We start from the raw sequence: 24171 nt of genomic DNA on the forward strand, positions 1-24171 counted from the left end.
TGCGCACGTCAGGGCTGCTCCAGAGCCGCAGCGCCCACCCTCTGCTCTCTGCCCGTACGAGGAGCCGCACCCTCATGGCCGAACACCCCGCCTACCCCGTAGGCCTTCGTCTCGCCGGCCGCAGGGTCGTCGTGCTCGGCGGCGGCCAGGTCGCCCAGCGCCGTCTCCCCGCGCTGATCGCGGCCGGCGCCGACATCCACCTGGTGTCCCCCGAGGCGACGCCCTCGGTGGAGGCCATGGCGGACGCGGGCGAGATCACCTGGTCGAAGCGCCCGTACGCCGACGGCGATCTCGCCGAGGCCTGGTACGCGCTCATCGCCACGAGCGACGCCGAGGCGAACGGCCGGGCCTCCGCCGAGGCCGAGGCGCACCGCGTCTGGTGCGTCCGCTCCGACGACGCCGACGCCGCGACCGCCTGGACCCCGGCGACCGGCCACAGCGAGGGCGTCACGGTCGCCGTGCTCACCACCGACGCCCGCGGCCGCGACCCGCGCCACACCGCCGCCATCCGGGACGCGGTCGTCGAAGGGCTGCGCGACGGCACCCTCGTCGCCCCCCACTACCGCACCCGGACCCCCGGTGTCGCGCTGGTCGGCGGCGGTCCCGGCGACCCGGACCTGATCACGGTCCGCGGCCGTCGCCTGCTCGCCGAGGCGGACGTCGTCATCGCGGACCGGCTCGGCCCGCGCGACCTCCTCGCCGAACTCCCGCCGCACGTCGAGGTGATCGACGCCGCGAAGATCCCCTATGGCCGCTACATGGCCCAGGAGGCCATCAACCACGCGCTCATCGAGCACGCCAAGCAGGGCAAGTCGGTGGTCCGCCTCAAGGGCGGCGACCCCTACGTCTTCGGCCGTGGCATGGAGGAGCTCCAGGCGCTCGCGGAGGCCGGGATCGCCTGCACGGTCGTGCCGGGCATCTCCAGTTCGATCTCGGTGCCCGGCGCGGCCGGGATCCCGGTCACCCACCGGGGCGTCGCCCATGAGTTCACGGTGGTCAGCGGCCATGTCGCGCCCGACGACGAGCGGTCCCTGGTGGACTGGTCCTCCCTCGCGAAGCTCACCGGCACCCTGGTCGTCCTCATGGGCGTCGACAAGATCGGGAAGATCGCCGAGACGCTCGTCGCGCACGGCAAGTCGCCGGACACCCCGGTCGCCCTCGTCCAGGAGGGCACGACGGCCGCCCAGCGCCGCGTCGACGCGACCCTCGCGACGGTCGCCGAGGCGGTCCGCACGCAGGACGTCAGGCCTCCCGCGGTGATCGTCGTGGGCGAGGTCGTCGCCGTCGGCTCGCCGAGCTCCGAGTAACCGCGGGTAACGCAACCGTTCCGAGCCGTTGGCACCACACCCAGGACAAGGCAGTATCACCCCTGTGGCCGATCTCATCACCGTTCACGACCCCGACGACCCGCGCCTGCGCGACTACACCGGCCTGACCGACGTCGAGCTGCGCCGCAAGCGCGAGCCCGCCGAGGGGCTCTTCATCGCCGAGGGCGAGAAGGTCATCCGCCGCGCCAAGGACGCCGGGTACGAGATGCGCTCCATGCTGCTCTCCGCCAAGTGGGTCGACGTCATGCGCGATGTCATCGACGAGCTCCCGGCGCCGGTCTACGCCGTCAGCCCGGAGCTGGCCGAGCGGGTCACCGGCTATCACGTCCACCGCGGCGCGCTGGCCTCGATGCAGCGCAAGCCGCTGCCGGACGCCGCCGAACTCCTCCAGGCCGCCCGCCGGACCGTGGCGCCGGGTCCGGCCGACGACCTCGTGGAGCCGGCGGACGACGCCGGTCAGCGCGTCGCCGTCTTCGAGGGATTCGTCGATCACGCGAATCTCGGGGCCGCCTTCCGCAGCGCCGCCGCGCTGGGCATCAAGGCGATCCTGCTCTCCCCGGACTGCGCGGACCCCCTCTACCGGCGGGCGATCAAGGTGTCGATGGGCGCCGTCTTCTCGGTTCCCTACGCCCGCTTCGACGCCTGGCCGGCCGGGCTCGACGTGGTGCGCGACGCCGGGTACGACATCCTCGCCATGACCCCGGACGAGAAGGCGACCCCCCTCGACGAGCTGGACCCGGCACGCTTCGAGAAGAGCGCCATCATGCTGGGGTCGGAGGGGCACGGACTCTCCACCTACGCCCTCCGGGCGGCGGACGAATGGGTGCGCATCCCCATGTCCGCCGGAATCGACTCCCTCAACGTGGCGGCGGCTTCCGCCGTCGCGTTCTACGCGACCCGGCCGAGACGCGCCTGAGGCCGCGGCCGGCCCGACCCCGGCGGCCCGGCCGCGGAAGCCCGACCGCGGAGCGAGGGCCGGAACGCACGACGCGTCCGGCCCTCACCCGCGCGGGGCCTCGGTCAGCGGTGGTGGCACTCCCAGTGCCCCTTCACCCACTGGTGGTCCCAGTGGCCGGGCACGTAGACCCACTTGTAGGAGTAGTGGTGGTCCCAGTGGCCGTGGTGCCAGGTCTTGTGGTCGACCCGCTTCTTCTCCCAGTGGCCCTTCACCCACTTCTTCTCCCAGTGGCCCTTCACCCAGTGGCACTTGCCGTCGTGGTCGGTGGTCACCACGGTCGGGGCGGAGGCGGGAGCGGGCGCCGCGGTCGCCGCGCCGGACATGCCGAGCACGGCCCCTCCGGCCAGTAGGCCCGTCGCGGCGGCTCCGGCCACCAGACGTCGGGCTCGCAGGAAAGCGGTCATCGGACACATCTCCCTCGAACGTTCAGCGAAGAGCACCTGCGACGAGGTCGCGTCGCCCCGTCCACCGGCCGCGCCGTCGGCGGGGTGGCCGCGGGGGGAACGCCGTTTCTCGTTTCGCTGTGCCGGACGAGGGGGTATTCGGACCTGTGAGCCGGACAGATGACGACAAAGCCGAAAAATGTAGCGGAAGCATAAGGGAGGGTGAGGGAAGGAGGCGGCGGGACGACCCGCCACCCCCTCCGTAGGCCGGCCGGGTGAGAACCCGGGGCTTTCGTGTGCATCACGGCGGCATCCGCGTGCTGCGCGGCTACGAATCCCCTGCGAACCCAAGCCGTCCCCGACGAGTCGTTCCAGGGGAGCCCTCATGACCACCACGTCACCGCCGACGGCGCCGCCGGCGCCCGCGCGTTGTGCCGTCGCCCTGCCGCACTCCCGGCGGGCCCCGTCGCTCGCTCGTCAGGTCAGTGAGAGCTGGCTGAAGGCGAACGACCCGGTCGACCGTGTGCCGGACGCGGTCCTCGTCGTCTCCGAACTCGTGACCAACGCGGTCCGCCACACCAGCGGCCCCTGCGTGCTGACGCTGACGGTGCGCGACGGCCGACTGGACATCGCCGTCGCCGACCACAGCGAGGACCTTCCCGAACTCCACCGCCGTTCGGACGGCGACGAGCGCGGCGGCCTCGGCATGGGGGTCATCCGCGGGCTGGGCGGACAGATCCGGCTCGTCCCCGCCATCGGCGGCAAGACCGTCCACGTCCTGCTCGACCCGAGATCCGCGCCCGGCCCGTCCCCGGTGCGGTGAGGGGCCTCCCGGTGCAGGCCTCTTCCCTCCGCACACGCCGCGGGCGGGCCGTCCGAACCCAGCACGAGGCACGAGGGGAGCAGGGCTTTGCCGCACAGCTTCGATCCGGACGCCCGAGTGGAGGACCTGCTGGCCCGGGTGGCGGGGGGCGACCTCGACGCGTTCACCGGCGTGTACGACGCGCTGTCCGGCAGTGTCATGGGCCTGGCCTGCCGGATCCTGCGGGACGTCGCTCAGGCTGAGGAGGTGACCCAGGAGGTCATGATCGAGGTCTGGCGCACCGCGGGCCGCTACAGCCCGGACCGGGGAACGGCGAAAGCCTGGGTCCTCACCGTCGCCCACCGCCGGGCGGTCGACCGGGTGCGGTCCGCGCAGGCGGGCGCGGACCGCGAGCACCGGACCGTCGTCCTCGAACCGGAGCGGCCCTTCGACGAAGTGGCCGAGATCGTCCAGGACCATGACGAGCAGCGGCGGCTCCACCGCTGTCTCACCGCGCTGGCCCGCCAGGAACGCGTGCCGCTGATGCTCGCCTACTACCAGGGCCTGACCTACCTCGAGGTCGCCGACGCTCTCTCCACCCCCGAAGGAACGGTGAAGTCCCGAATGCGCGCGGGGCTGCGCAGACTGCGCGCCTGTCTGGAGGCCGACGCATGACGCCCGAGGAGGATCGCCACCTGTCCGTCGGCGCCTACGTCCTGGACGCTCTGCCGCCGGCCGAGGAGAGCGCGTTCGAGAACCATCTCGCCGGGTGCGAACAGTGCCACCGGGAGGCCGCCGACCTCCGGCGGGTCGCCGTCCGGCTCGGCGCCTCGGTCCAGCACGTCCAGGTGACCCCGCAGGCGCGCGCCCGCACCCTGGAGGCCGTCGCCCACACCCGTCAGGACCGGCTCCCGCACCGCTCGCGGGCCCCTGGCCGGCGGGTGCTGCGCTTCGCGCTCGCCGCGAGCATCGCGGCGGCCGCCGTGCTCGGCGGCATCGCCGTCCGGCAGCACGTCGAGGCGGACGACGTGCGGGCCCGGGCGGCCCGGGCCGAGCAGCAGGCCCGCACCGCGGGCGCCGCCATCACCGAGGTCCTCACCGCGCCCGACGCCACCGTCCACACCGGCAACCTTGGGGGCGCGGCCACCGCCGCCGTCGTGGTCTCCCGCGACCAGGCACGCGCGGTCTTCGCCGCCCACGGCCTTCCCGCGCTGCCCGGCGGCAAGGTCTACGAGCTCTGGTACGCGGCCGAGGCGGGCGACGTCCGGTCGGCGGGCCTGCTCACCGGCAAGGCGGCGAACGACTCCCGCGTGATGAAGGGATCGCCCGCCGACGCCGTCGCCGTGGGCATCACCGTCGAACCCGCCGGCGGCTCACCGCAGCCCACCACCGAGCCCCTGGGCGTCATCCCGCTCACCGCCTGACCCGGCCGGCCCGCCTTCCCGGCCACCCGGGGGCTCAGCTCCGGGCCGGTCCTGCGAGCGGGTCGGCCGGCTGCGGGCGGAGATGCCGCTGTTCCTGCCGTACGACGCCGTCGTCACCGCCGAGCCCGCGCGCCGGACCCTGGCAGCCCTGGACGACGGCGATGCCGAGCGCGACCAGCAGGGTCACCACGACGAACACGAACAGCCGCTGGCGCAGCAGCCGCGGATTGGCGGGCCGCCGCCCGGTCCCCGTGGTCCTGGGCCCCGGCCGCCGGGCCCCGCCGCGGGACGCGGGCCGGTTGCCGCTGCCGGGGCGGGTGTTGCGCGAGGGAGCCGGCCGGGCCCCCGACCGCGACGAGGACGAGGCGCCGGTGCCCCGTGCGGCACCGCTCCCGCGCGCCGGCGCTCCGCCCCGCGCAGGAGCCTGACCGCGCGCGGGCGGCGCCCCGTTCCGCGGCGGCGGAGTACCCGGTCCGGTCTGCTGGCGCAGCGTGCGCTCCGGGTATCCGGTCTCGGAGAGCCGCCCCGTCGGACGATCGGCCTCGGCCGCCCGGGGCGCCGGGGGACGCGCGTCCGCCAGTCCCTGGGCCTCCCGGGTCGCGATCTCCTTCAGGCGCAGCGACAGATCGAGGGTGCTGGGCCGCTCCTCCGGGTCCTTCGCCAGACAGGCCCGCACCAGCGGGGCCAGCGCGTCCGGCACCCCGTGCAGGTGCGGCTCCTCGTGCACCACGCGGTACAGCATCACCTCGGAACTGCCGTGCCCGAAGGGCGAATCGGCCGTCGAGGCGTAGGCGAGCGTGGCGCCGAGCGAGAACACGTCGGTGGCCGGGGTGACCAGCGCCCCGCGCACCTGCTCCGGCGCGAGGAACCCGGGAGAGCCGACCGCCGTGCCGACATGGGTCAGCGTGGAGGCGCCCGTCGCCCAGGCGATGCCGAAGTCGATGATCCGCGGGCCCTTGGGGGAGAGCAGGATGTTGGAGGGCTTGAGGTCCCGGTGCACGACCCCGGCCTCGTGGACGGCGACGAGTCCCTCCGACAGCGCGGCTCCGATCGAGGCCAGCTCGGCGGCCCCGAGCGGCCCCTCGTCGTTGACCTTGTCGTGCAGAGAGGGGCCGGGCACGTACTGGGTGGCGAACCACGGCCGGTCGGCGTCCAGATCGGCCGCGACCAGCCGCGCCGTGCATCCGCCCCGGATCCGGCGGGCGGCGGAGACCTCGCGCGCGAACCGCGACCGGAACTCCTGGTCCTCCGCCAGATCGGGCCGGATCACCTTCAGAGCGACCCGCTGGCCCTTCTTGTCGGAACCCAGATAGACGACGCCCATCCCACCCGCGCCGAGCCGTCGGTGAAGCCTGAACGAGCCGACGACGCGCGGGTCCTCGCGCCTCAGGCGCATCATCGCCATGTTCATCCCCGCTGCCCGGTCCGTGTGACGTGGCACAGCTTACGTTTCCACGGCCGTTCGCGCGCAGAGGCCGCGCCCTCTCGTACCGATCGATTGTGCGTGCCCGGCGGGCGATGTGAAGGATGGTCAGAGTCCCAGCGAACAGGCCTGCCTTGGGCGCCCCGTGCCTTCAACCGCCTTTCCCGCACAGAGGGTTGGACCCGTGGCGGGTGACCGTGCGCCGGCCCGCGCCGGCACCGGCGACGGCGGGCGGACCCGGGCGGTGGTGGCCCCCCGTACGGGCCGGTGAGGGGCGGGTGCGGGGCGGCGGAGGGCGGCGCGAGTGAGCGAAGTCACGGCGGGCCGTGCCCCACGGCCTGAGACGGCGCGGGAATCCGGCCCGGACCGGAGGCCCCCTCCGGGAAGACCCCGAGACCCGCGGCCATCTCTCCACCCAGGGGAGTACTTCCCAGGTCATGGCTCATCCTCCGGGAGGCCCGGCAATCGGTACGAGGGCATGACGCCCGGCAGCGGCCCCGCGCCTAGATTTGAGGTCAAGCGGCGGGTGCAGCACTCGTCCCCCGAGGTCAGACACCCGCCGCTGCCAACGACAACCGATCAGGTCAGGAGAGGGACCATGGCTCTCACGGCACCGCGGACGATGATCCGCGCACAGGGACGCGGTACGCGCCCTCGTCGCACGGGCCGCCGCCACCCCCTGGTGGCGACGCTGATGGCTCTTCCCCTGGCGGTCCTGCTCCTCGTCGTCTTCGACGGCTGGGAGACAGTGGCCACACAGGCGTCGTCCGTGGGAGTGATGCTGGGGCGCTGAGCGGCGACCCCAGGCCCGGAAGAGCGGTCCGGGCGGGGACATCCACCCATGAAACCCCGTGGGGACGGGGGTGCGGCGGACGGCAAAAAATGCAGGCGCAGCTGGGGAGCTGCGCCTGCATTGCTTTTCCCGGCCGCCCGCGACGCCCTGCCCGGCCGGCTGCGGTCGCGAGGCCCCGCGACTCGGATCGCCCCGCCTGCGTACCCTCGCGGGAAGACCCGCACGCCGTCGCCCAGGGAGCCCCGTGACCGCGCACCCCCTGCTCACCGAGCTCGCCCGCCGGGCCGGAGCCAAGGCGCACGAGGCCACGCCGGCCTGCCCCTGCGGAGCGGCCACCCTCGCCGACCGCCCGGACGCCACCGTCGTCCGGCATGCCGACACCGTCGCCAAGGCGCACGCCCCCGGCACCGACCCGGCGGGACTCGCCCCGCGGCTCGCCCTCGCCGCCCGGCTCCCCGACATCCTGCTCCCGCCGCTCGCACCGGCTCCGGCCGCGCTGCACGGCCGTCTGGTGACCTTCTGGCCGTACGGCACTCCGGTGGACCCGGACGCGCCCGACCTCGCCCCCTGGGAGGCCGCGGGCGCCCTGCTCGCCCGGCTGCACCGCACCCCCGCTCCGCCCGCGCTCCCGCAGATGCGCGGACCCGCCAAGGCCGCCCACGCCGTGGTCCGCCTCCGCGCGGCCGGGCCGCACCCCGCCGTCGCCCCCGTCCTGGGCGCCTGGCGCGCGCTGCCCGCCTGGGCCCGCGCCGAGGCCCCGATGCCCGACACCACCACCCTGTGCCACGGCGATCTGCACCTCGGCCAGCTCGTCCGTCATCCGGCGCCCGACGGGCCGTGGCGCCTGATCGACGTCGACGATCTCGGCGTCGGGGTCGCGGCCTGGGACCTCGCCCGCCCCGCCGCCTGGTACGCCTGCGGACTGCTCCCGCCCGGGGAGTGGACCCGCTTCCTCGCCGCCTACCGCGCCGAGGGCGGCCCCGCGGTCCCCGGGGACGGCGACCCCTGGACGGCGCTCGACGTTCCGGCGCGCGCACTCACCGTGCAGACCGCCGCACGTTCTGTCACCAAGTCGCTCGCCGAGGGCCGGGCGCTGGACGAGGTCGAGCAGTGCCTGGTCGACGCCTGTGCCCGAATGGGTTCCGTCCCCCCGCAGTTGACGGCGAGCCCGGCGAAGTAGGGTGCAACCGACCGCAGCCGGACAGTGTCTGTCCTGGCGGTACGCGAAACAGCACCGACCGGCGAGGAGTTGAGCCGAACCATGCAGTGCCCGAAGTGTCACGCTCAGATGCACACGTACAACCGCAACGGCGTCCAGATCGAACAGTGCAGCAACTGCCGCGGGATCTTCCTCGACTACGGCGAGCTGGAGGCTCTGACCCGTCTGGAGTCCCAGTGGTCCCAGCCGGGCCCGCCGCCCCCGGCCGCCCCGCAGGCGTACCCCCAGGCCGCTCCCGCGGCGCCCGCCTGGGGTGCTCCGCACGGCGGCGGGCACGGGGGCCACTACGGCGGCCACCACCGCCAGAAGGGCTTCGGCCGGATGCTGTTCTCCAGCTGAACCGGCGCCGACACAAGAAGCCCCCGGCCGCGAAGGCGGCCGGGGGCTCTCGGTGTGTGGACGATACTGGGATTGAACCAGTGACCTCTTCCGTGTCAGGGAAGCGCTCTCCCGCTGAGCTAATCGTCCTCGGGAACACGACCCGAGGGGCGTGTGCGATGCGTGCGCGATACTGGGATTGAACCAGTGACCTCTTCCGTGTCAGGGAAGCGCTCTCCCGCTGAGCTAATCGCGCGGGTTCGGATCGTCGAGCAGATCCAGTGGACGATACTGGGATTGAACCAGTGACCTCTTCCGTGTCAGGGAAGCGCTCTCCCGCTGAGCTAATCGTCCTTGGAGGTGGAGACGGGATTTGAACCCGTGTAGACGGCTTTGCAGGCCGTTGCCTCGCCTCTCGGCCACTCCACCAGGAGTGCAGGGGACCGGGAAGACCCCTTGTTCCTTCGAGCGGACGACGAGGCTCGAACTCGCGACCTCAACCTTGGCAAGGTTGCGCTCTACCAACTGAGCTACGTCCGCTTGTCGTTTCGGTCGGCTCTCGCGTCCCGGCGACGTGTTGAACTCTAGCGGATTCCCGGGCCAGTACAAAAACGCGTTTGTGCAGCGTGCTGCGCTGTGTCTCCTCGCGGACCTGGTCAGGGCCCCCGGCCGGGACATGCGGGACATGCCCGGACCACCTCTCGAGTGACCGGTCATACACTCGACCACGTGCTCGACCTCCCTCCTCTCGCCCGTTTCGGCACCCGTGTCGCCACCGGCCTCCTCGACGTGACCAGCGATCCCGCTGCCCTCGAAGGCTCCGGGTTCTGGGCCGTGTGCGCCGACTTCGAGGGCCGCCCGCTCTGCGCGCGCTTCGCCGACGTGCGCGAGGAGCCGGTGCCCGCTCCCGTGGCCGGTGCGTGGCGGGGGCCCTCGGCCGGTGACTGGACGTCGTCCCTCGACCGCGCCGCGTACACGGCGGGCGTCCGGCGGATCCGGGAACACATCGCGGCCGGCCGGGTGTACCAGGCCAACCTCTGCCGGGTCCTGACCGCGCCGGTCGCGCCCGACGCCGACGTGGACGCGTTGACCGCGCTGCTGGCCCGGGGCAACCCGGCGCCGTACGCAGGAACGATTCGTCTTCCGGCGCACGGCATAGAGACGGCCACGGCGTCGCCCGAGCTCTTCCTGCGCCGCGACGGCCGGGTCGTCGAGTCCGGGCCCATCAAGGGCACCGGGCGCACCGAGGCGGACCTCCTGGAGAAGGACTACGCCGAGAACGTGATGATCGTGGACCTCGTCCGCAACGATCTCGGGCAGGTCTGCGCCACCGGCAGCGTGAGCGTGCCCGACCTGTGCGCCGTCGAGAAGCACCCGGGCCTGGTCCACCTCGTGTCCACGGTCCGCGGCGAACTGCGCGACGGCGCCGGCTGGCCCGAACTGCTCGAATCCGCCTTCCCGCCCGGCTCGGTCACCGGCGCCCCCAAGTCCAGCGCCCTGCGGATCATCGACACGCTGGAGACGGCGCCGCGCGGCCCGTACTGCGGCGGCATCGGCTGGGTCGACGCCGACCGGGGGACCGGCGAGCTGGCCGTCGGCATCCGCACCTTCTGGATCGACCGTGCCCCCGCGGGCACGGCCGTGCTGCGCTTCGGCACCGGCGCCGGCATCACCTGGGGATCGGACCCCGAGGCCGAGTGGGAGGAGACCGAGCTGAAGGCCTCCCGACTGCTCGCGGTAGCGTCGGGAACGTACGAGGCCGAGGGAGAGGGACTGACGTGAAGATCTGGCTCGACGGCGGGCTGCAGGACACCGAGTCCGCCCGTGTCTCCGTCTTCGACCACGGACTGACCGTGGGCGACGGCATCTTCGAGACGGTGAAGGCGGTGGACGGCGTGACGTTCGCGCTGACCCGCCATCTCGACCGGCTGACCCGTTCCGCGCGCGGTCTCGGCCTGCCGGACCCGGACCACGACGAGGTCCGCCGCGCCTGCGCCGCCGTCCTCGAGGCCAACCCGATGCCGCTCGGCCGGCTGCGCATCACCTACACCGGCGGCCACGGCCCGCTCGGCTCCGACCGCGGCGAACACGGGCCCACGCTCGTCGTCGCCCTAGGGGAAACCACCCGGCGCGCCGACTCCACGGCCGTCGTCACGGTCCCGTGGACGCGCAACGAACGCGGCGCGCTCACCGGCCTGAAGACGACCTCGTACGCCGAGAACGTCGTCGCCCTGGCCCGCGCCCACCAACACGGCGCCACCGAGGCGCTGTTCGGCAACACGGTCGGGCAGCTCTGCGAGGGCACCGGGTCCAACGTGTTCATCGTCCTGGACGGCGAGATCCACACCCCGCCGCTCGCCTCCGGCTGCCTCGCGGGCATCACCCGCGAGCTGACCGTCGAGTGGACCGGCGCGAAGGAGACCGACCTGCCGCTGGACGTGCTGGACCGGGCCGAGGAAATCTTCCTCACGTCCACCCTGCGGGACGTCCAGGCCGTCCACCGTGTCGACGACCGTGAACTGCCGGGCGCGCCGGGGCCGGTGACCGCGAAGGCGATGCGGATCTTCACCGAGCGCGCGGCCGACGACCTCGACCCGTGAGGACGCGCACCGGTCCCGTGGCGTCCGGACCGGCCCCGCGCGGGCCGGGCCGCCCCGAGGACCGGAAAACCAGCTGACGTCGTCCGCCCGGGGTGGGTAGAAAGCCCCTGATGACCACGACCCTGCGGCCGACCGAGCCGCTTCAGCACGCCGCCGACGGGGCACTGTCACGCCACTACCAGGTGTGCGTGAACAGCCATCCCGTCGGAGCGGTCCACCTCTCGACGTCCCCCGTCTTCGGCCCCCGCGTCGCCCAGATCGCCGACCTGCGCATCGAGGAACCGGACCGCGGGCGCGGGCGGGGCACGGTGGCCGCGCTGGCCGCCGAAGAGGTGGCCCGGGGCTGGGGCTGCGCGCGCATGGAGGTCAGGGTGCCCGCCGACGCGGGGACCGCGCTGCGGCTGGCGACCGCGCTCGGCTACGTCCACCGCAACCGCGGCATGGAGAAGGCCCTGGGCGACACCGCTCCCCGGCTGCCCGCGGGCAGCCGGGGCAGGGACATGACGGAGGCCGAGTACCCGCCCTGGTACGAGCGCGGTCTCTCCTCCTACGCCCGGGATCTGGCGGATCGCGGGGTGCCCGAGGACGAGGCCCGGGCCAGGTCGCGCCGGGACCACGATCTGCTGCTGCCGCAGGGCCTGGCCACGGAGAACATGCGGTTCAGCGTTCTGGAGCAGGAGGGCGTCCCGGTCGGCACGCTCTGGCTGGCGTTCGTCGGCGACAAGGCGTTCGTGTACGACGTCGAGACCGACGAGGCCTTCCGCGGCCAGGGCCACGGACGGTCCCTGATGCTGCTGGCCGAGGCCCAGGCGATCGCGGCGGACCACCGCGTCCTCGGCCTCAACGTCTTCGCCGGCAACACCCCGGCCGAGCGGCTCTACGAATCGCTCGGCTATCTGCCCGTGGGCTACTCGATGTACAAGAACCTGCTCTGAGGCAGGGGCGCCCGCTCCGGGCCGGCCGGCCCGGAGCCCGCCTCAGCCCTGCTCGGCCAGCAGCCGGTCCGCGATCGCCTCGACACGCTCGCGGAGCCCCTCCTGGCTCTTGCCGCCGTCGAGGCGTTCGCCGCCGATGACGTACGTCGGGGTGCCGGTGATGCCCATCGCCTTGCCCTCGGCCTGGTCGGCGTCCACGATCAGGATGTGCCGTCCGTCGATCAGGGCGGTGTCGAACTCCTCGGCGTCGAGCCCGAGTTCACCGGCGACCTCGACCAGGAAGGGTTCCCCCCGGCGGTCCAGCTCCTCGACCCGGGCGAGCACGGCCTCGACGTACGGCCATCCCCGGCCCTGCTCCAGCGCCTCCTCGGCGGCCTGCGCGGCGGCGAAGGCGTGCTTGTGCTTCTCCAGCGGGAAGTGCCTGAGGCGCAGCTCCAGCCGGTCGCCGTACCGCTCGCGCAGGGCGCGCAGGTCGTCGAGGGCACCGCGGCAGTCGGGGCACTGGAGCTCGCACCAGACGTCGAGGACGACGGCGGGACGGGCGGCCGCCGTGCCGGGCGCGGCGGAGGCGGAGGTCGGGGACGAGTCGTTCATGCCGCCAGTCTTCCAGCCGCCGCCCGGCCGCCCCAATCCGGACCACCGGTCGCCCGGACGGGGAGGCGCTCGGCCGGTCCGGAGGACCGTGCCGGGGCGGCACCTGCGGAGGAGCCGACCCGGAGATGTCCCTGATGTCCGGCCGGAGCATGGCCCGCGAGCGGTGCGCAGGTGCAGGATGGAAGGGACGAGGCGCGGGCCCACCGGCCGCGCTGCCGAGTCGGTACTACGACCCCTGCCCGAGTGAGCCCCCACGCTGGAGGACCGGATGATTGCCGAGACCGTCTGTTCCGCCGTCGCCGCGGCCGGCCTCGGCATCGCGGTGGTCACCGCCTACCGCAAGCGCTACCTGGCGGCCGCCCGCATCGCCGCCTACGCGCTGGTGCCGCTGGGCCTGGTGATGACCGGCGTCGTCGAGTGGGCCGCCGACACCGCCTTCAGCCCGACGGCCTGGGCCGGCTTCGCCGTGCTCGGCGCGGCCTGGGCCCTGTTCGCCACCACCCGGGTCGTGGAGCGCCGCCGCGGCGGCACCCGCAAGGAGCGCCGAGCGGCGGCGCGCTCCGCACAGGCCGACGCGGTGGCACCCGCCGCTTCCGCGCCCTCGCTGGGCCAGGCCTCCCGGCCGGCGTCCCGGCCCGCGGCCGCACCCCGGGCGACCGGCGGCGCCGACGACTTCAGCGACATCGAGGCCATCCTCAAGAAGCACGGCATATGAACCGGGGCCGATGATTCCGCGGCTGCGGTGCCGCCCGGAGGTTTGAAACGACACAGTCGGCCTGACCACGCGCGGAAGTGATCACGGCACGACAGCGACATCACGGAATCCGGCGCACTCCCGCTCATTCCGGGCGCGTGATCGCGCGAGGGGTGTCACCTGCGTCATCATCGCCCGCGAGATGCTGGACACGACACAGAGCGACGCCGCGCCGCCGCAGGACGAGCCGCGCGGGTGCCTCTTCGCCCTTTCCCAGCCACCGCTGATGATCTTTCTGGCGGTGATCGGGTGTCTGCTGCTCATGGCTTCGCTGCATGATCTGCTGCTGCTCTGAGCCGTACCCGCGGTCCCCGGCGTCACCCGCCGGGGCCGCGTCGGCATCGAACGACCTCACGGGCCGTGCCGAGGGCGTCGCAGGCTCCCGAAGGTCCCGGAGAGGAAACTCACGGGGCCGGGTGAGGCGACCTCGCGGGGCGAGGCGGGTGCTCAGCCCGCCGCCTCCTTGCGGCGCGCCCGGTAGGCGGCCACGTGCAGGCGGTTGCCGCAGGTGCGGCTGTCGCAGTACCGACGGGACCGGTTGCGGGACAGGTCGACGAAGGCGCGCCGGCAGTCCGGGGCCTCGCAGCGCCGAAGCCGCTCCTGCTCCCCGGCCACCACGAAGAACGCCAGGGCCATCCCGCAGTCGGCCGCCAGATGGTCGGCGATGGAGGCGCCGGGCGCGAAGTAGTGCACATGCCAGTCGTAGCCGTCGTGATCCGTCAGACGTGGCGTGGTGCCCGCGGCGGCGACCAGCTCGTTGATCAGCCCGGCGGCGGTCCGCGGATCCGACGCCGCGAAGATCCGGGCGAACCGCCCGCGGATCTTGCGCACCGCGGACAGATCGAACTCGGACAGCACGCCGACGTCACTGATCTCCTGCTTGCGCACGAAATCCGCGAGGGCGGCGACATCCGGCAGCGCGTCCGGAGCCGCGTCGTCCTCCGGTGCGGTGTTCACCAGTTCCACCACGGCATCGAGTGCGCACCGGGTGTCGTGGGTGATCAGCACATTTCGCTCCCTGGCCTGGGGGTCGGGCGAGCGCCCGCCGATGCTGGCCGATGGTAGCCGCCCCGGGCCGTCGAGCAACGGTCACGCGGGGACCGGATCCCCGGGCGGCCGGCTCCGGGAGCCGGGGGAGCGCCGCCCGGACGAGCCGCGCGCACGCCGACGCCGCCCCACGGGAGACCCGTGGCACGGCGTCGGCGCATGCCCTATTCGGTTGTCCTGGCCCGAGCCGTCTCCCCGAGTGGACGGCGCCGGGCAGCTCGGTGTGAGCCTCGCCCTAGCTCTCCGCCAGGATGTGCGAGAGCTCCTGATCGAGATCGAAGTGCCGGTGTTCCGTGCCGGGAGGCACGGCGGCGTCGGTGCGCTTCAGGAAGGACTCGAGGGCCCTCGCAGGGGCCTCGAGCAGGGCTTCGCCCTCAGGGGAGCTCAGGGCGATGCACACGACGCCCTGACCGTGACTGCGCGACGGCCAGACACGGACGTCGCCGGTGCCCGTGGGCCGGTGCAGGCCCTCGGCGAGCAGGTCGCGGGCGAACACCCACTCGACGGTTTCCTCGGCACCGGTGTGGAAGGTGGCGTGCACGGCGTAGGGGTCGGCCGTGTCGTACCGCAGGCCTGCGGGGACAGGCAGGGATGACTCGCTCGACACAACGAGGCGCAGGTGCAGCTCGCAGCTGACCGTGGTGTTCATAAGCGCCAGGGCCTTTCGCTCAGTGTGCGCTCGGGGATTCGCACGTCGGCGAAATCGACATGCCACCTACGGTGCCGTTGTAAACCCCTCTGAGTGTTTTGCGTGCCTTTACGTAACTCTTCCGGCCGACAGTGCGTTCGCCCGGTACCACCATTCCGGTGACCGGATTCTCTCGGGTAAGGTCGGGCTGTATGAACACGGGGAGTGACGGAGCGGGCGAGGCGGTCGTGGCGGTCGACAGGTCGGAGCCGGACGGGGCGGCGGAGGCGCAGCAGGGCCAAGGGCTGGGCTCCAGGGCGCCCGAATTCGTCAAGGCGCGCCGCATGCTGCATCTGAGCTGGCAGGTCGGGGTCTTCGTCATCGGCCTCGCCGTGGTGGCCGCGGGCGTGGTCATGCTGCCGCTGCCCGGTCCCGGCTGGGTGGTGATCTTCGGCGGCATGGCGATCTGGGCGACCGAGTTCGTCTGGGCGCAGCTCGTGCTCCGCTGGACCAAGCGCAAGGTCACCGAGGCGGCCGCGCGTGCGCTCGACCCGAAGGTCCGCCGCCGCAACATCACCCTGACCGTGATCGGACTCGTGATCATCGCCGTCCTGACGGGTGTCTACCTGTGGAAGTTCGGCTTCGAGATGCCCTGGAAGATCAAGGACCAGTGATCCGCCGCGGAGGCGCGGGGGCGGGTCGGTCCTGGTCACAGCCACCCCCTGACATGGGGTAATGTTCTTCCTGCGTCCGGGCGATTAGCTCAGTGGGAGAGCGCTTCGTTCACACCGAAGAGGTCACTGGTTCGAACCCAGTATCGCCCACCCGGAACGTCGGCCCGCCTGCGAGAACGCAGGCGGGCCGACGTCGTTCCCGACCCCGGCGTCGCTCCCGGACCGCGGCACCGTTCCCGGACTCCGCCGTTGCTCCCGGGTTCCCGGAGCCGTTCCTTCCCCCCCGGAGCGTTCCTCTGGGGACGGCCGGTCCCTGCCGCGCGGCACCCCACTGTGCCGGTCTGGCGCCCCGTCGTCCGACGCCCCTCCGCGCCGGCCCGACACCGCGTCGCCCGAGCCGCCTGGCACCCCGCCCGCGTCCACGGGGATCTCTCCCGGCCGTCAGGGCCGGGCCGCGTTGCCTCCCCGGCCTACCGGGCCGGGCTGTGCCGCTTTTCCGGGCCGTCAGACAGGGCTGTGTCGCCCCTTCGGCTCATCGGAGGGAGCCGTGTCGGCCCTACGGTCCATCCGAAGAGGCCGGTCGCCTCGGGCCGTCCGAGCCGGGCGTGTCGCGTCTCCCGGACCCTTCCAGCCGACGGTGTCATTCTCCCGGCCCGTCCGGCCCGTCCGGCCCGTCCGGCCCTTCTGGGCGGACGAAGTCATCCGTCCGGCCCGTCCAAGTGGGATGCGCCACCGCTTCGGTCGTGGTCGTCGGCGTGCCCGGCTGCAGCTTCCGGTGTAAGTGCGCGCCCATGCGCTCCGCCCCGCCTGCCTTTCCTGCGTCGAGCCGATCCGCCCCGACCGGACCCGACCCGACCCGACCCGACCCGACCTGGCCCGACCCGGCTGCCCTCCCCGCGCCCCGCCCCGTCCGCCCTTGCTGACTTTCCGCCCGTCCCGAACCGACCTCTACGAGCCGCCCCCACCGCCCTCCGTCGTCCGCCCTCCACCGCCCTCCGTCGCCTGCCGGGCACCGCTCTCCCGAGCGACCCCGCGCGGCGCCTCCCACGACCCTGTGTCGACCTCCACCGCCCCCCTCGCCCGCTCTCGCCCACCCTCCCCGGGCGCCCCCGCACGGCGTCTCCGACAGCCCTGCACCGACGTCTCGGCGTCGCCCTCCACACGCCTGGCCGAGCGGCCCGGCGCCGCACCTCCCGCCGCCCCCCTACCGCAGAGCTCCCCCCGAACCCTCCTGCGTAGCGCGGCGACCCCGCACCACCCCCCAGCCGCCGCGCGCAGAAGCGACCGCCCCTCGCCGCCCGGCTGTCTCGCCCCGACAGGCCCTCTCGCGACCCCGTGACCCCGCGCCCCCACCACCCCGTGACCCCGCGCCCCCACCACCCCGTGACCCCGCGCCCCCACCACCCCGTGACCCCGCGCCCCCACCACCCCGTGACCCCGTCCCGTTCTCTTGCCCGCAGGCGGATTTCCGTCCCCCGTTATGATCTTCCGACGGCCGCTCAGCGGTTCGGAGCGTCGAACAGGTGACTCTCACCTGCGCATTCGTCCACTCGGTGGCGCCGCGTCACCCGTACGGGAGTCATTCGCCGACGAGGCCGTGCGCAAGAAATTCCTGTCCGAATCATTGACGCTCTCTCAACCCCCTCGTACCTTGTGCCAGCAAGCGCTTTCTTGAAACGATTCATGCAAGCGGCAACGACGCTGCGGGGAGGGCCCGACTGTGGGAACCAGCAGGAATGTTGAGAGGCGAACGATCCTGAAGGCCGCGGGGGCGACGGCGGCCACACTGGGCCTGGCCGCGACCACGGGGTGCGGGGGAGGCGACGGGACGTCGGCGGACGGGACGGTCACGATCCGTTACGCGTGGTGGGGTGGCGAGCCGCGCACCATCGCCATCAAGAAGACGATCGCGCTCTTCGAGAAGAAGTACCCGAAGATCAAGATCAAGCCCGAATTCACCGACTACGAGGCGTTCTGGGAGAAGTTCCAGACGCAGGCCTCGGGCGGAAATCCGCCGGACGTATTCCAGAATTCCGTCACCTTCCTGCGCAAGTACGACAAGCGCGGTGTTCTGATGGATCTCAAGTCGCAGGCGGACGCGGGGAATCTGAGCCTGGAGAACTTCCGCAACGGCGTTCTGGCGAACGGTCAGGTCGACGGCAAGCAGATCGGCATTCCGGTCGGCGCCAACACCATGGCACTCGTCATCGACCTCAAGGCCTTCCAGAAGGCGGGCGTCGAGGCGAAGTTCGGCTGGACCTGGGACGAGTACTTCACCGCGCTGCAGACGATCCAGGACAAGCTCAAGATCGCCGGTGACACCGGCTACTTCAGCATCATGTACCTCTACGACCTGTACCTGCGTCAGAACGGCAAGGCCTTCTTCACCGACAGCGACCTCGGCTTCACCGAGGACGATGTGACGCAGTGGTGGGAGGACGGCTACAAGCGCGTGAAGTCCGGGCTGGTCGCCGACCCGAAGAAGATCGAGCAGGTCAAGCCGAAGTCCGGTCTCTCGGCGGGCCTCGCGGCGTCCGAGTTCACCTGGGACAACTTCTCCATCCGCTACGAGGGCGAGGGCGAGTCGGACTACGGGCTCGCGCCGATCCCCACGACGGACGGCAAGAACACCGGTCAGTACCTCGGCTCGCTGATGCTGAGCGCCTTCTCCGGGACCAAGCACCCGAAGGAAGTCGCCCAGTTCATCGACTTCATGGTGCACGACCCCGAGGCCGGCAAGATCATGGGCTACGACCGCGGCATCCTCTCCACCACCGAGCAGTACGCCGCCTTCAAGCCGACCGACGCCAACAACAAGGGCGTCGCGGCCTACGAGGACGAGGTCGCCAAGGCCGACGCCCTCGGGAAGATCACCCCGCACCCGTCCGGCGCGGACGTCATCGAGGCGGCCTTCCTGCGGATCGGCGGTGAGGTCGCCCAGGGCAAGACCAAGCCGGCCGACGCCGCGAAGGCGCTGTTCAGCGAGGCCAAGGCCGCGTTCGCGGGCTGAGGGGACGTACCACCATGACGCTCGTCAAGGAAGCGCCCGCGCGCCCGGCGAAGAAGCGGTCCGCCGCTCCCGTCGCCGGGCGGCGCGGGCGGCGCCGCGAGAACCTCGCCGGCTATCTCTTCATGTCGCCGTGGATCGCGGGATTCCTGCTGCTCACGGCGGGGCCGATGATCGCGTCCCTCTACTACGCGTTCACCAGCTACAACCTGTTCACGCCGCCCCGGTGGGTGGGGCTCGACAACTTCACGACCATGTTCCAGGACCCGCGCTGGCAGAAGTCGGTCGAGGTCACCCTGAAGTACGTCGTCGTGGCCACACCGCTGAAGCTCCTTCTCGCCCTCGGCGTGGCGCTGCTGCTCGCGCAGAAGCGGCGCGGTCAGGCCCTGTACCGGGCCGCCTTCTACATGCCGTCGCTCATCGGCGCCAGCGTCTCGGTGGGCTTCGTGTGGAGGGCGCTGTTCTCCGACGACGCCGTCGTGGACCGTACGCAGAAGATCTTCGGCGCCGACGTCGGCGGCTGGATCGGCAACCCGGACTACGTCCTGTACTCCCTGGTGGCTCTCAGCATCTGGCAGTTCGGCGCCCCGATGGTCATCTTCCTGGCGGGGCTCAAGCAGGTGCCGCAGGAGCTCTACGAGGCCGCCGAGATGGACGGGGCGGGTCCCCTGCGGCGGTTCTGGAACATCACGCTGCCGATGATCTCCCCGGTGCTCTTCTTCAACGTGCTGCTGGAGTCCATCCACGCGTTCCAGGTGTTCGGTTCCGCGTACGTGGTCTCCGACACCCGGTGCGGGCCGGCCGACGCGACCCTGGTCTACACCTGTTACCTCTATCAGAAGGGCTTCAAGGAGGCCCAGATGGGCTTCGCGTCCGCGATGGCCTGGACCCTGGTGGTCGCGGTGGCGCTCGTCACGGCGGTCCTGTTCTGGTCGCAGAAGAAGTGGGTGCACTACGAGGAGGCCGCCAAGTGACCAGTGCCACCAGCCCCGCGGTGCGCCCGGCGCACGAGCGGCGGCGCATCGGATCCCTCGCCTGGCACGTGGGCGCGGTCCTCGTGCTCGCGGTCGTCCTCTACCCGGTGGTCTGGGTGCTCGGCGCCTCGTTCAAGCCGAGCAAGGACATCATCGCCAGCCTCGACCTGCTGCCCACCGAGCCGGTCTGGGCGAACTTCTCCGGGCTCGCCGACGGCATCTCCGGCATTTCCATCACCAGCTTCTTCACCAACTCGCTGATGTACGCGGGCCTGGCGGTGGCCGGGGTGGTGCTCTCCAGCTCGCTGACGGCGTACGCCTTCGCCAAGATCCGGTTCGCCGGACGGAACCTGCTGTTCACCCTGATGATCGGCACCCTGCTGCTGCCGTACCACGTGCTGCTCATCCCGCAGTACGTGCTGTTCCGCAACCTCGGCTACATCGACACCCTCGTGCCGCTCGTCGCGGGCAAGTTCCTGGCCACGGAGGCGTTCTTCGTCTTCCTGATGGTCCAGTTCATGCGCGGGCTGCCGCGCGAGCTGGACGAGGCCGCCAAGCTCGACGGCTGCGGGCACCTGCGGACCTACTGGTCCATCGTGCTGCCGCTGAGCCGCCCGGCCGTCATCACCAGCGCCATCTTCACGTTCATCAACGCGTGGAACGACTTCATGGGGCCGTTGATCTACCTCAACACCCCGTCCAAGTACACCGTTTCGCTCGGCCTGATGATGTTCCGCGACCAGGAGGGCATCTCCAACTACGGCAGCATGATCGCGATGTCGCTGGTGGCGCTGGTGCCGGTCATCGCCTTCTTCATGGCTTTCCAGCGCTATCTCATCGACGGCATGGCGACCTCCGGACTGAAGGGCTGACGACGTCACCATGGCGCAAGCACGAGTGAAGCCCCGCAGGGAGTCGGTGTTCGGCGAGCGCTTCGCCGTCTTCGCCGAGTGTCTGCTCACCGGAGTGTGGATCGCCGTGGCCTGTCTCGGCGTCGTCACCTACCCCGCGGCCTTCGCCGCCGGCGCACGGCACCTGCGGCGGCGTACGACCCACCAGACCGGCGGCCTGAGGGCGTTCGTCGCGGACTTCCGGGCGGCCCTGCGCGGCGGGTGGGCCGTCGGGCTCGCCGGGTGGGCGGCGGTCGCCGCGGTCCGGGTGGACGTCCTGGCCGTGCGGGCCGGGGTTCCCGGCGGGCCGCTCGTCGGGGCCGTCGGGATCCTCGCGCTGCTCGGGCTCGCCGTGGCCCTGTTGCGAGCGGCGGCCCTGTGGACTCCGGGCCACTCCTGGCGGGCGCTGCTCGCGGACGCCGGGCGGCGGACCGTGCGCGATCCCGTCGGGTCCTTCCTGGTCGTCTGCGGGCTGGCCGTCGTCGTCCTGTCCGCCTGGGTCGTCGCGCCGTTGGCGGTCCCGGTGCTCGGGGCCGTCGCGGCGGCGGCCGTCGCCGTCGAGGAGCGGTACTCGCACCGCTGACGGCCGTTCCCCGCATCAGGCCGGCGCCCCGGGCGCCGTGTCTCTGTCTGTCATGCCCCTGACCACCCCTGCACCCGCACGGAAAGGAAAGGCTGCATCTCATGTCTCCCATCCCCCGTAGGTCCCTCCTCAAGGCGGCCGCCGTCGCCGGCGCCGCCGCTCAGTTCAGCTGGGCCCTGGGCGCCAAGGACGCGCAGGCCGCGCCCGCGGCCGCCGCGGCCGACGCCGATCCGGTGACCCTGGACTGGCTCGAGGACGGCGGACTCGGCGCCGCCCCCGGATCCACGCTCGGCGTGCCCTGGCCCATGGGCACGTACCAGGAGGACCAGACCTTCGCGCTGACGGACGCCGACGGCAAGGACGTCCCCGTACAGTCCTGGCCGCTCGCCTACTGGCCGGACGGCTCGCTGAAGTGGACGGCCCACGCGGTCGGTTCGGGCTCCGGCAAGCTCACCCTCGCCGCCGGCACCCCGGCCGCGCCCGCCGAGAAGGTCACCGTCGACAAGAGCGGCGGCACCATCGACGTGTCCACAGGCGTCATCACCGCGAGGATCGCCAAGGCGGGCGCCACGATCGTCAAGTCCGTCACCCGCGGTTCCACCGAGATCGCCAAGAACGGCCGGCTGGTCCTGATCAGGCAGCCCGAGATCGAGGACGAGGACCAGGGCACGGTCAGGACGGAGCACTTCGAGGGCGCCGTCGACGGCGTCACGGTCGAGCAGTCCGGCCCGGTCCGCGCGGTCGTCCGCGTCGACGGCAAGCACCGCAAGGGCAGCCGCAGCTGGCTCCCGTTCTCCATCCGCCTCTACTTCTACGCGGGCGCCGACTCCTTCCGCATGGTGCACACCATCACCTACGACGGGAAGCAGGAACCCGGCAAGGCGAGCGGCGACTTCATCCGCGGGCTGGGCGTCCGCTTCACCGTCCCGATGCGCGACGAGTCCTACGACCGCCACATCCGCATCGGCGGCGAGGGCACCGGTCTGCTGCGCGAGGCGGTCAAGGGCATCACCGGTCTGCGCCGTGACCCCGGCGCGGCGGTGCAGGCGGCCCAGTACGCGGGCCAGAAGCTCCCCGACCCCGCCACCTGGGACCAGCGCGTCACCACCCGCCTCCCGTACATCCCCGAGTGGGGCGACTACACCCTCTCCCAGCTGTCCGCGGACGGCTTCGCGCTCCGCAAGCGCACCAAGCAGGGCTACGGCTGGATCGGCGCCGGCGGCGGGAGGCGGGCCTCCGGCTTCGGCTACGTCGGCGGGGTGAGCGGCGGCCTCTCGTTCGGCCTCAGGGACTTCTGGGAGAAGCATCCCGCGCAGCTCGACATCCGCGACGCGCACACCGACGAGGCCGAAGTCACCCTCTGGCTCTGGTCGCCCGAGGCGCAGCCCATGGACCTGCGCTTCTACCACGACGGCATGGGCCAGGACACCTTCCCCGAACAGCTCGAAGGCCTCAACATCACCTACGAGGACTACGAGCCCGGCTTCGGCACCCCCTACGGCATCGCCCGCACCTCCGAACTCCTCTTCTGGGCGAACGAGTCGACGCCCGCCCCCGAGAAACTCGCCGAGCAGGTCGAGGCCGTACGGGTGCTGCCCCAGCTCGCCGCCCCGCCCGGGCAGCTGATCAAGGCCAAGGTGTTCGGCCCGGGCCTGTACGCCGAGCCGGACCGCTCCACGCCCGCCAAGGCGAAGATCGAGGACCACCTCGACTTCCTCTTCACCTACTACAAGGACCAGGTGGAGCAGCGCCGTTGGTACGGCTTCTGGGACTACGGCGACATCATGCACACCTACGACACCGTCAGGCACCAGTGGCGGTACGACATCGGTGGCTACGCCTGGGACAACTCCGAGCTGTCACCGGACCTCTGGCTCTGGTTCGCCTATCTGCGCAGCGGCCGCGCGGACATCTTCCGCTTCGCCGAGGCGATGACCCGGCACACCGGTGAGGTCGACGTCTACCACCTCGGCCAGTGGGCGGGCCTGGGCACCCGGCACGGGGTGCAGCACTACGCCGACAGCGCCAAGCAGCAGCGCATCGCCAACACCACCTACCGCCGCTACTACTACTTCCTCACCGCGGACGAACGCGTCGGCGACCTCATGCACGCCAACGTCGACTCCGACGAGACGTTCCTCGCGCTGGACCCGCTGCGCAAGATCCGCACCGAGCCGTACACCCCCGACCGGCACGCCCTGTCGATCGGCTTCGGCACCGACTGGAGCGGCCTGGTGTCGGCGTGGCTGACCGAGTGGGAGCGCAAGGGCCCGAAGTGGGAGAAGGCGAAGGCCCGCGTCCTGTCCACCATGGAGACCATCGGCGCCCAGCCCAACGGCTTCGTGCAGGGCAGCGGCCTGTACGACCTCGACACCGGCAGGTTCGCGGTGGCCACCACTCCGGTCGTCGGCGTCTCGCACCTGTCCGCCGTCTTCGGCCTCAACGAACTGTGCGCCGAACTCATCCACCTCGTCGACATCCCGAAGTTCAAGGAGGCGTACCTGGACTACTGCCGCTACTTCAACGCCACCAAGGCGGAGCAGGCGGCGCGCTACGGCAGCAACTTCGGCACCCTGCTGCTCTTCCAGGGCCACTCGCGTCTCGACGCGTACGCGGCCGTCCAGACCGGGGACGAGGTGCTCGCCAAGCGGGCGTGGACCAAGTTCTACAACTCCGACGGCTACCTGGAGTCCGCGCCGTGGAAGACGGAGCCGCTGAGCGGCCCCGCCACCCTGGTCGCGGGCGACGAGGCCGCCTGGGTGTCCACCAACGACACCGCCCTCTACGGCCTCGCCGCCATCGAGAACCTGGCCCTGCTCGGCGACAAGATGCCGTAG

At 72.1% G+C, this 24171-nt stretch carries 24 protein-coding genes and 6 tRNA genes; 20 read left to right on the plus strand and 10 right to left on the minus strand.

Features of this window, described 5'->3' with window-relative positions; all coding sequences use genetic code 11:
• Positions 1 to 74: 74 nt before the first annotated feature.
• Entirely contained in the window at positions 75 to 1307 is a 1233-nt protein-coding gene (gene cobA, locus J2X68_RS19870) for a uroporphyrinogen-III C-methyltransferase (RefSeq protein WP_310433880.1), read from the plus strand.
• A 64-nt stretch (positions 1308 to 1371) separates the two neighbouring features.
• Positions 1372 to 2244, plus strand: coding sequence for an RNA methyltransferase (locus J2X68_RS19875; RefSeq protein ID WP_310433881.1), 873 nt, complete (start codon positions 1372 to 1374; stop codon positions 2242 to 2244).
• Between the two features lie 104 nt (positions 2245 to 2348).
• Here the strand turns inward: J2X68_RS19875 and J2X68_RS19880 are convergent, their stop codons facing one another.
• Positions 2349 to 2690, minus strand: coding sequence for a hypothetical protein (locus tag J2X68_RS19880; RefSeq protein ID WP_310433882.1), 342 nt, complete (start codon positions 2688 to 2690; stop codon positions 2349 to 2351).
• A gap of 364 nt (positions 2691 to 3054) precedes the next feature.
• On the opposite strand from J2X68_RS19880, the gene J2X68_RS19885 reads away from it, so the two are divergent.
• From J2X68_RS19885 to J2X68_RS19895, 3 genes are all read left to right on the plus strand, one after another.
• Positions 3055 to 3492, plus strand: a complete 438-nt coding sequence (locus J2X68_RS19885; protein ID WP_310433883.1) for an ATP-binding protein — start codon at positions 3055 to 3057, stop codon at positions 3490 to 3492.
• Between the two features lie 87 nt (positions 3493 to 3579).
• Positions 3580 to 4146 (plus strand): ECF RNA polymerase sigma factor SigK, encoded by a 567-nt coding sequence (gene sigK / locus J2X68_RS19890; RefSeq protein ID WP_310433884.1) that lies wholly within the window; start codon positions 3580 to 3582, stop codon positions 4144 to 4146.
• Positions 4143 to 4895 (plus strand): anti-sigma factor, encoded by a 753-nt coding sequence (locus J2X68_RS19895; RefSeq protein ID WP_310433885.1) that lies wholly within the window; start codon positions 4143 to 4145, stop codon positions 4893 to 4895. The genes sigK and J2X68_RS19895 overlap by 4 nt, the downstream gene beginning before the upstream one ends.
• Before the next feature lie 34 nt (positions 4896 to 4929).
• Here J2X68_RS19895 and J2X68_RS19900 read toward each other — a convergent pair whose 3' ends face one another.
• Positions 4930 to 6204: a protein kinase domain-containing protein gene (locus tag J2X68_RS19900; protein ID WP_399040409.1), complete on the minus strand. Its 1275-nt coding sequence runs from the start codon at positions 6202 to 6204 to the stop codon at positions 4930 to 4932.
• 712 nt (positions 6205 to 6916) lie between these two features.
• Between J2X68_RS19900 and J2X68_RS19905 the strand changes: the two genes are divergently transcribed.
• From J2X68_RS19905 to J2X68_RS19915, 3 genes are all read left to right on the plus strand, one after another.
• A complete protein-coding gene (locus J2X68_RS19905) occupies positions 6917 to 7111 on the plus strand; it encodes a hypothetical protein (protein ID WP_054239472.1) in 195 nt (64 codons plus the stop codon).
• Positions 7112 to 7355: 244 nt separating this feature from the next.
• Entirely contained in the window at positions 7356 to 8291 is a 936-nt protein-coding gene (locus tag J2X68_RS19910) for an aminoglycoside phosphotransferase family protein (protein ID WP_310433886.1), read from the plus strand.
• Between the two features lie 81 nt (positions 8292 to 8372).
• Positions 8373 to 8669: a zf-TFIIB domain-containing protein gene (locus J2X68_RS19915; protein WP_310433887.1), complete on the plus strand. Its 297-nt coding sequence runs from the start codon at positions 8373 to 8375 to the stop codon at positions 8667 to 8669.
• A 57-nt stretch (positions 8670 to 8726) separates the two neighbouring features.
• Here J2X68_RS19915 and J2X68_RS19920 read toward each other — a convergent pair.
• The 5 genes from J2X68_RS19920 to J2X68_RS19940 all read right to left on the minus strand — a co-directional run bounded on the left by J2X68_RS19920 (position 8727) and on the right by J2X68_RS19940 (position 9188).
• Positions 8727 to 8798: transfer RNA gene (locus tag J2X68_RS19920), tRNA-Val, on the minus strand.
• A 34-nt stretch (positions 8799 to 8832) separates the two neighbouring features.
• Positions 8833 to 8904: transfer RNA gene (locus J2X68_RS19925), tRNA-Val, on the minus strand.
• Positions 8905 to 8930: 26 nt separating this feature from the next.
• Positions 8931 to 9002 (minus strand) — tRNA-Val (locus J2X68_RS19930).
• A gap of 1 nt (position 9003) precedes the next feature.
• Positions 9004 to 9077: transfer RNA gene (locus tag J2X68_RS19935), tRNA-Cys, on the minus strand.
• Positions 9078 to 9115: 38 nt separating this feature from the next.
• Positions 9116 to 9188, minus strand: a tRNA-Gly gene (locus tag J2X68_RS19940).
• A gap of 189 nt (positions 9189 to 9377) precedes the next feature.
• On the opposite strand from J2X68_RS19940, the gene J2X68_RS19945 reads away from it, so the two are divergent.
• The 3 genes from J2X68_RS19945 to J2X68_RS19955 all read left to right on the plus strand — a co-directional run bounded on the left by J2X68_RS19945 (position 9378) and on the right by J2X68_RS19955 (position 12183).
• On the plus strand, positions 9378 to 10430 hold the full coding sequence (locus J2X68_RS19945; protein ID WP_310433888.1) for a chorismate-binding protein: 1053 nt from the start codon (positions 9378 to 9380) through the stop codon (positions 10428 to 10430).
• Complete coding sequence (locus J2X68_RS19950) at positions 10427 to 11248, plus strand: aminodeoxychorismate lyase (protein WP_310433889.1); 822 nt, start codon at positions 10427 to 10429, stop codon at positions 11246 to 11248. The genes J2X68_RS19945 and J2X68_RS19950 overlap by 4 nt, the downstream gene beginning before the upstream one ends.
• Positions 11249 to 11358: 110 nt before the next feature.
• Positions 11359 to 12183, plus strand: a complete 825-nt coding sequence (locus tag J2X68_RS19955) for a GNAT family N-acetyltransferase (protein WP_310433890.1) — start codon at positions 11359 to 11361, stop codon at positions 12181 to 12183.
• A gap of 42 nt (positions 12184 to 12225) precedes the next feature.
• Here the strand turns inward: J2X68_RS19955 and J2X68_RS19960 are convergent, their stop codons facing one another.
• The gene (locus J2X68_RS19960; RefSeq protein ID WP_310433891.1) at positions 12226 to 12777 is read right to left on the minus strand and encodes a DsbA family protein; all 552 of its coding nucleotides are present in this window, start codon (positions 12775 to 12777) and stop codon (positions 12226 to 12228) included.
• A 268-nt stretch (positions 12778 to 13045) separates the two neighbouring features.
• Here J2X68_RS19960 and J2X68_RS19965 point away from each other — a divergent pair, with 268 nt between their 5' ends.
• Complete coding sequence (locus J2X68_RS19965; protein WP_310433892.1) at positions 13046 to 13492, plus strand: hypothetical protein; 447 nt, start codon at positions 13046 to 13048, stop codon at positions 13490 to 13492.
• Positions 13493 to 13673: 181 nt separating this feature from the next.
• Entirely contained in the window at positions 13674 to 13826 is a 153-nt protein-coding gene (locus tag J2X68_RS19970; protein WP_020128804.1) for a hypothetical protein, read from the plus strand.
• Between the two features lie 152 nt (positions 13827 to 13978).
• Here J2X68_RS19970 and J2X68_RS19975 read toward each other — a convergent pair whose 3' ends face one another.
• Complete coding sequence (locus J2X68_RS19975; protein WP_310433893.1) at positions 13979 to 14539, minus strand: CGNR zinc finger domain-containing protein; 561 nt, start codon at positions 14537 to 14539, stop codon at positions 13979 to 13981.
• Between the two features lie 274 nt (positions 14540 to 14813).
• Positions 14814 to 15227 carry an SsgA family sporulation/cell division regulator gene (locus J2X68_RS19980; protein ID WP_004002642.1) on the minus strand — a complete coding sequence of 138 codons (414 nt, stop codon included), beginning with the start codon at positions 15225 to 15227 and terminating at the stop codon, positions 14814 to 14816.
• 191 nt (positions 15228 to 15418) lie between these two features.
• On the opposite strand from J2X68_RS19980, the gene J2X68_RS19985 reads away from it, so the two are divergent.
• From J2X68_RS19985 to J2X68_RS20015, 7 genes are all read left to right on the plus strand, one after another.
• Positions 15419 to 15880, plus strand: coding sequence for a TIGR02611 family protein (locus J2X68_RS19985; protein WP_310433894.1), 462 nt, complete (start codon positions 15419 to 15421; stop codon positions 15878 to 15880).
• Positions 15881 to 15958: 78 nt separating this feature from the next.
• Positions 15959 to 16030, plus strand: a tRNA-Val gene (locus tag J2X68_RS19990).
• A gap of 1570 nt (positions 16031 to 17600) precedes the next feature.
• On the plus strand, positions 17601 to 18890 hold the full coding sequence (locus tag J2X68_RS19995; RefSeq protein ID WP_310433895.1) for an extracellular solute-binding protein: 1290 nt from the start codon (positions 17601 to 17603) through the stop codon (positions 18888 to 18890).
• A gap of 14 nt (positions 18891 to 18904) precedes the next feature.
• Positions 18905 to 19861, plus strand: a complete 957-nt coding sequence (locus J2X68_RS20000; protein ID WP_310433896.1) for a sugar ABC transporter permease — start codon at positions 18905 to 18907, stop codon at positions 19859 to 19861.
• The gene (locus J2X68_RS20005) at positions 19858 to 20733 is read left to right on the plus strand and encodes a carbohydrate ABC transporter permease (protein ID WP_310433897.1); all 876 of its coding nucleotides are present in this window, start codon (positions 19858 to 19860) and stop codon (positions 20731 to 20733) included. Before J2X68_RS20000 ends, J2X68_RS20005 begins: the two co-directional genes overlap by 4 nt.
• Before the next feature lie 10 nt (positions 20734 to 20743).
• Positions 20744 to 21334: a hypothetical protein gene (locus J2X68_RS20010; RefSeq protein WP_310433898.1), complete on the plus strand. Its 591-nt coding sequence runs from the start codon at positions 20744 to 20746 to the stop codon at positions 21332 to 21334.
• 101 nt (positions 21335 to 21435) lie between these two features.
• Positions 21436 to 24171: a Tat pathway signal sequence domain protein gene (locus J2X68_RS20015; protein WP_310433899.1), complete on the plus strand. Its 2736-nt coding sequence runs from the start codon at positions 21436 to 21438 to the stop codon at positions 24169 to 24171.

The organism is Streptomyces sp. 3330 (assembly GCF_031456635.1).
Lineage (GTDB): Bacteria > Actinomycetota > Actinomycetes > Streptomycetales > Streptomycetaceae > Streptomyces.